General features: G+C 72.6%; 4 protein-coding genes (1 of these 4 cut by a window edge). 3 read left to right on the top strand and 1 reads right to left on the bottom strand.

The genetic code is table 11. From position 1 onward, the window contains the following. Positions 1-1,092, bottom strand: partial view of a tyrosine--tRNA ligase gene (gene tyrS, locus FHU40_RS19135; RefSeq protein WP_183593978.1) — the 5' portion only. 180 nt of this gene lie to the left of the window's left edge; the window shows 1,092 of its 1,272 coding nt (coding positions 1-1,092); the start codon lies at positions 1,090-1,092; its stop codon lies beyond the left edge, outside the window. Positions 1,093-1,177: 85 nt separating this feature from the next. Between tyrS and FHU40_RS19130 the strand changes: the two genes are divergently transcribed. Genes FHU40_RS19130 through FHU40_RS19120 form a run of 3 tightly spaced genes read left to right on the top strand, consistent with a single transcriptional unit; the run spans position 1,178 to position 6,049 of the window. Then, a complete protein-coding gene (locus tag FHU40_RS19130) occupies positions 1,178-2,566 on the top strand; it encodes a serine/threonine-protein kinase (protein WP_183593977.1) in 1,389 nt (462 codons plus the stop codon). A 21-nt stretch (positions 2,567-2,587) separates the two neighbouring features. Further along, positions 2,588-5,803: a response regulator gene (locus FHU40_RS19125; protein WP_183593976.1), complete on the top strand. Its 3,216-nt coding sequence runs from the start codon at positions 2,588-2,590 to the stop codon at positions 5,801-5,803. Between the two features lie 36 nt (positions 5,804-5,839). Next, complete coding sequence (locus FHU40_RS19120; RefSeq protein ID WP_183593975.1) at positions 5,840-6,049, top strand: hypothetical protein; 210 nt, start codon at positions 5,840-5,842, stop codon at positions 6,047-6,049. Position 6,050 lies beyond the last annotated feature (1 nt).

Raw genomic sequence — 6,050 nt, 5'->3', positions numbered from 1 at the left:
CGCGACCAGCAGGTCGGTGACCGTCGGGATGCCCGCGTCGCCGTCGACCACGGTGCTGCCGGCCTCCCGGAGCGCGGCCCCGAGGGTGTCGGTGCTCAGCGTGGCGAGCTCGCCCCCGCCGAAGAGCGCCGCCGAGGCGGCCCTGATCCGCTCGGTCTCCTCGGCTCCGTGCACGAGTGACGTCACGTGCTCCGCGAGCGCGCGCTGGCCGGACCGGAGGAAGGGCTTCTCCGCATGCTGCGCCTCGAGCTCCTCGATCTCCGCGCGAGAGAGGAACGTGAAGACCCGCAGCAGCTCACCGACCTTCTCGTCCTCGACGTTGAGCCAGAACTGGTAGAAGGCGTACGGCGACATCATCTGCGGGTCGAGCCAGAGCGCACCGCCCTCGGTCTTGCCGTACTTCGTGCCGTCGGCCTTCGTGAGCAGCGGGGTCGCGAACGCGTGTGCCCGGCCCCCGTCGGAGCGGCGGATCAGCTCGACACCGGCGGTCAGGTTGCCCCACTGGTCGGAGCCACCGAACTGGAGGCTCACCCCGTGGTCGCGGTACAGGTTGAGGAAGTCCAGCGACTGCAGCAGCACGTAGCTGAACTCGGTGTAGCTGATGCCGGACTCGAGGCGCCGGCTCACGACGTCGCGGGCCAGCATCCGGTTGACCGGGAAGTGCTTCCCGATGTCGCGCAGGAAGTCGATCGTGGACAGGCTCGCGGTCCAGTCGTAGTTGTTGACCATCGTCGCGGCGTTCTCGCCGTCGAAGGACAGGAACGGCTCGATCTGGCCACGCACCCGCTCCACCCACTCCTTGACCGTGTCGAGCGAGTTCAGCGTGCGCTCCCCCGAGTCGCGCGGGTCGCCGATCATGCCGGTGGCACCGCCGACCAGGGCGTACGGCGTGTGGCCCGCGAGCTGGAGCCGCCGGGCGGTGAGCACCTGGACGAGGTGACCCATGTGGAGGCTCGGCGCCGTCGGGTCGAAGCCCACATAGAACCGCACGCTCCCCGCGGACAGGGCCTCGCGCAGGGCGCCGAGGTCCGTCGAGTGCGCGAGCAGGCCGCGCCACTCGAGGTCGTCGAGAAGGGTGAGATCGACGGTCACGGGGAACCTTTCCGGTCGGAATGTGCGGGTCAAGCGTGCCACGTGGTCCTCTGACTACGCTCGTCGGATCGGGAAGGGGACATCGTTGATCGCAGCGTTGATCGCAGGCAGGTACACGCTCGGGCGCGAGGTCGGCCGGGGCGGCATGGGCGCCGTCTGGCTGGCCCGCGACGAGGTGCTGGGCCGCGACGTAGCGCTCAAGCGGGTCGGCTGGGCACCGGGCGGCAGCACGCCGGATCTCGAGCGCGCAGAGCGCGAGGCCCGGCTCGCGGCACGCCTCAACCATCCCCACGTGGTCGCGGTCTACGACCTGGTCACCGAGGGCGCCGACCAGTGGCTGGTGATGGAGTACGTCGAGGGCGCCACGCTCGCCGGACTCGTGCAGCGCCACGGTGCCCTCACCCCGGAGGCGGCCGCGCCGATCCTGCGCCAGGCGGCGGACGCGCTGGCCGCGGCACACTCGGCCGGGATCGTGCACCGCGACGTGAAGCCGTCGAACATCCTCGTCGCTCCGGACGGCCACGTGAAGCTGTCCGACTTCGGCATCGCCCGGGCGGAGGCCGACGCGTCGCTGACCCAGACCGGCCTGGTTACTGGCTCGCCGGCGTACCTCTCCCCCGAGGTCGCCTCCGGGCAGACCGCCCAGCCGGCCAGCGACGTGTGGTCGCTGGGGGCCACGCTCTTCCACGCGCTGGCCGGCCGCCCGCCGTACGAGGTCGGCGAGAACGTGCTCGGTGCGCTCTACCGGATCGTCAACGAGCCTCCGCCACTGCTGGCCGACGCCGGCTGGCTCGCCCCGGTGCTGGCCGCGACGATGTCGACGGACCCCGGCTCGCGCTGGTCGATGGAGCAGGTGCGCGACGTCCTGGCCGCCGGGCCCTCCGAGGGCCGGACCGAACCGCTGCCGCCCGCCGGCACCGCGGTCGCCGGCCCGGTCGCGGTCACCGAGCCCGAGCCCACCCGACAGATCCCGCCGGCCGCTCCGGCCGCCGCGCGCCGCGGCTCGCGCGGCCGGCCGGTGGCGATCGTCATGGCGGCCGTCACGATCGTCGTACTCGCCGTCGTGGGCTGGACGCTCGGCCGGGGCGACGACCACGACCCCGGCGCCGACGGGGCCTCCGGCGGGCACAGCGACTCGCCGCCGCCCTCCTCGCCGACGACGCCCGCCGTGACCGCCGACGGCATGGAGAGCTTCGTGGCGGACTACCTGGCGACGGTCACCACCGACCCGAAGGCGACCTGGGAGCAGCTGACCCCGGCGTTCCAGGCGAGGAGCGGGAACTTCGGCCAGTACCAGAAGTTCTGGAGCGGCTTCCGCTCCGCCGCCCTGGTCACCGCACAGCCGGACCCGGAGAACATGCAGATCAGCTACACGGTCGAGTACGTCCACGCCGACGGCCGCACGTCGACCGACGACGTCACGCTCACCCTCGAGGGCTCCGACGGAGACTTCGACATCGCGGCCGAGAGCTGACCTTCCCCCTAGGGTTGCCCCATGGAGCTGGCGGCGCTCTACCGGGACATCGTCGAAAGGTCCCCAGACGCGATCTGGGTGTGTGACCTCGACGGTCGCACGATCTATGCCAACCCCGCGATGTGCGCGCTGTACGGCGTCGACGCCGACGCGATGGCCGACGTCACCGTCTGGGACTCCCTCGACGAGACCGGCCGGACCCAGTTCGCCGCCCACCTCGAGGACCTCAAGCGCCATGGCGGCATCGGCGAGGACGTCGACGTGCTCTTCTGGCGCGCCGACGGTACGTCGCTCTGGGTGATCGTCCGCGAGGTCGAGCTGCGCGACGACGACGGCACGATCATCGGCTTCACCCACCGCGTCAGCGACTACAGCGGCCGTCGGCAGGCGCTCGACGCGCTGCGGGAGAGCCGCGAGCAGCTCGCCGAGGCGCACCGGATCGCCCGGCTCGGCAGCTGGCACTGGGACCTCGCCACCGATGAGATCTACGCCTCCGACGAGCTCTGCGCGCTCTACGGGCTGGACCCCGCCTCGTTCCCCGCCGGGTACGACGACTTCCTGCAGATCGTCCATCCCGACGATCTCGCCGAGGTCGACGCCGAGGTCCGGGCCGCCCGGGAGCGACCCGGCGACTTCGAGTTCGTCGCCCGGCTCCAGGGGCCGACCGACTGGATCTGGACGCGGGGCCGCGGGGTCTCGATGGCGGACGCGACCGGTCGGGTCGTGTCGATGTCGGGCACCCAGCAGGACATCACCGAGACCAAGCTCGCCGACCTCGCGCTCGAGGACCAGGTCCGGCAGAACACCCTGATGCAGACCGTGGCCGTCGCCGCCAACGAGGCGCGCACGCTCACGGAGGTGCTCACCCACGCGCGCGGCCTGGTGCTGCTCCACGACGACTGGGAGCGCGGCCGCGCCTTCGTACCCGACGAGACCGGCACCCACGTCGTGCCTCTGGTGATCACCGAGGAGGACAGCCGGGCCGACGCCGAGACGCCGGAGGAGACGGCGATGGAGCTCGACCTGGCCAACCGCTCCTTCCGGGAGCGCCGGTCGGTGTGGGCCGACTCCAGGCTCACGATCGCGTTCCCGGTGGCGTACGCCGACGAGGTGGTCGCGGTGCTGACGATCACCTCCGCGCCGCCGCTCTACCGCTTCCAGATGATCCAGTCGATGGTCGAGCAGGTCGCCGTCCAGCTCGGACGGGTCGCCGAGCGCGAGCGCACCGAACGGGTGCTTGCGGACGCCCGGGACGCCGCGATGGAGGCGTCCCGGCAGAAGTCGGAGTTCCTGGCCACCATGAGCCACGAGATCCGCACCCCGCTCAACGGCGTGATCGGCCTCAACGACCTGCTGCTGCGCACCCGACTCGACCCCGAGCAGCTGCGGCTCGCCTCCGGCGTCCAGGTCGCCAGCCGGGCGCTGCTCGCGATCATCAACGACATCCTGGACTTCTCGAAGATCGAGGCCGGCATGCTCGAGCTGGAGCGGCTCGACTTCGAGGTGCGCGCGGTCTTCGACCAGATCGCCAGCATGCTCGGCGAGGCGGCCCGGGCGAAGGGTCTGGAGCTGATCGTCTCGTGCCACCCGGACGTGCCCGAGGTGCTCTGCGGAGACCCCACCCGGCTCGCCCAGGTGCTCACCAACCTGGGCTCGAACGCGGTCAAGTTCACCGAGCGGGGCGAGGTGTTCGTGCGGGCGACCGCGACGCCCCGCCCCGACGGCGGCAGCGTGCTGCGGGTGACGGTCACCGACAGCGGGGTCGGCGTCCGGGAGGACGACGTCGAGACGCTCTTCGAGGCCTTCACCCAGGCCGACGCGTCGACCACCCGGCGGTACGGCGGCACCGGCCTCGGCCTGGCCATCTCGCGCGAGATCGTGACGGCGCTGGGCGGCGAGATCGGGCTGCACGCCAACCCGGAGGGCGGCAGCGTCTTCTGGTTCACCGCCGAGCTGGACGCGCCCACCGGCCCGGGCGTCGATCCCGACGACGAGTACGGCCGGGAGTGGCTCGCCGGCAAGCGGGTGCTGGTCGTCGACGACAACGACAACAACCGGCTGATCCTCGGCGAGCAGCTCGCCCGTTGGCGGGTCCGGGTCGCGAGCGCCGCCGGCGCGGATGCGGCCGAGGCCGCGATGGTCGCGGCCCGGGAGGCCGGGGAGCCGTTCGACGCCGTGCTGCTCGACCTCGCCATGCCCGACCGCGACGGCCTCGACCTGGCGCGGGCGCTGCGCGTCGAGGCCGCCAACGCCGGCGTACGACTGGTGCTGCTCACCTCGTCGGACTCGCCGAGACCCGAGGAGCTCCAGGCCGCCGGCATCGATGCGTGCCTGACGAAGCCGACGCTCGCGGCGGAGCTGCGCACGACGATGCTGCGCCACCTCGCCGGCCGCGAGCCGCGCCGCGACGGCCGCGCCGAGCCGGCGTCCGGAGCCGACGGCGCCCGCCGGGTGCTCGTCGTCGAGGACAACCCGGTCAACCAGCTGGTGGCGGTGGGCCTGCTGCGCGCGCTCGGGTACGCGAGCACCACCGCGGACGACGGCGAGGCGGCCGTCGCGGCGATGCGCGCCGGCGACTACGACGCCGTGCTCATGGACGTGCAGATGCCGAGGATGGACGGGTACGCCGCGACCCGGGCGATCCGGGCGGGCGGCTCGACCGTGCCGGTGATCGCGATGACTGCCGCCGCGGTCGAGGGCGAGCGTGAGCGCTGTCTCGACGCCGGGATGGACGACTTCCTGACCAAGCCGGTCGACGCCACGGCGCTCGGCACCGTGCTCGCGCGCTGGGCGGGTGGCGCGGAGCGCCCACCCCGGTCCGCCGGGGCCAGTACCCTGCCGCTCGTGCCTGCCAACGACGACTCCGGCTCGCCCCTCGACGGCCTCGCGATCGAGCGGCTCGACGAGCTGCGCGACCTCGACCCGGGCGACACGACGTACCTCGACCGCGCGATCGGCAACTTCGTCCGCAACACGCCCGGCACCCTGGAGACGATCCGGCGGGCGATCGACGCCGACGACGCGCCCACCCTCAAGCAGGTCTCGCACAAGCTCGCCGGCGGCGCCCTGAACCTCGGCGTCGCCCCCGCCGGCCGGACCGCCCAGCAGATCGAGCTGCTCGCCGACACGGGCACGACCACCGGCGCCGCCGAGCTCGCCGACCGGCTGGAGCGGGAGCTCGAGGCCGGTCGCACCGCGCTGCTGGCCTACCAGGCGACGTACTCGAGCACCGGCTGAGGTTCCACCGGGCCGCGGCCTGGGTACGACCCCTCCATGAGGACCATCATCGGACTCGTCGTCGTGGTGTGGCTCGTGATCGGCGTGCTCGCGGCGTGGCAGCGTGGGTACTTCGGCGACGACCGCGACGTCAGCTGCAAGTCGACGGGCGACACGGCCCTGACCATCGTCGCCGGGCCGCTCAACTACGTCGGGGCGAACCCGAAGGTCGACTGCAACATCGACCTCCCGCAGCCGTCGCAGTGAC

Source organism: Nocardioides soli (assembly GCF_014191495.1).
Lineage (GTDB): Bacteria > Actinomycetota > Actinomycetes > Propionibacteriales > Nocardioidaceae > Nocardioides > Nocardioides soli.
The sequence above is the reverse complement of the archived record's forward strand: the minus strand, read 5'-3'. Positions and strand labels throughout refer to the sequence as shown.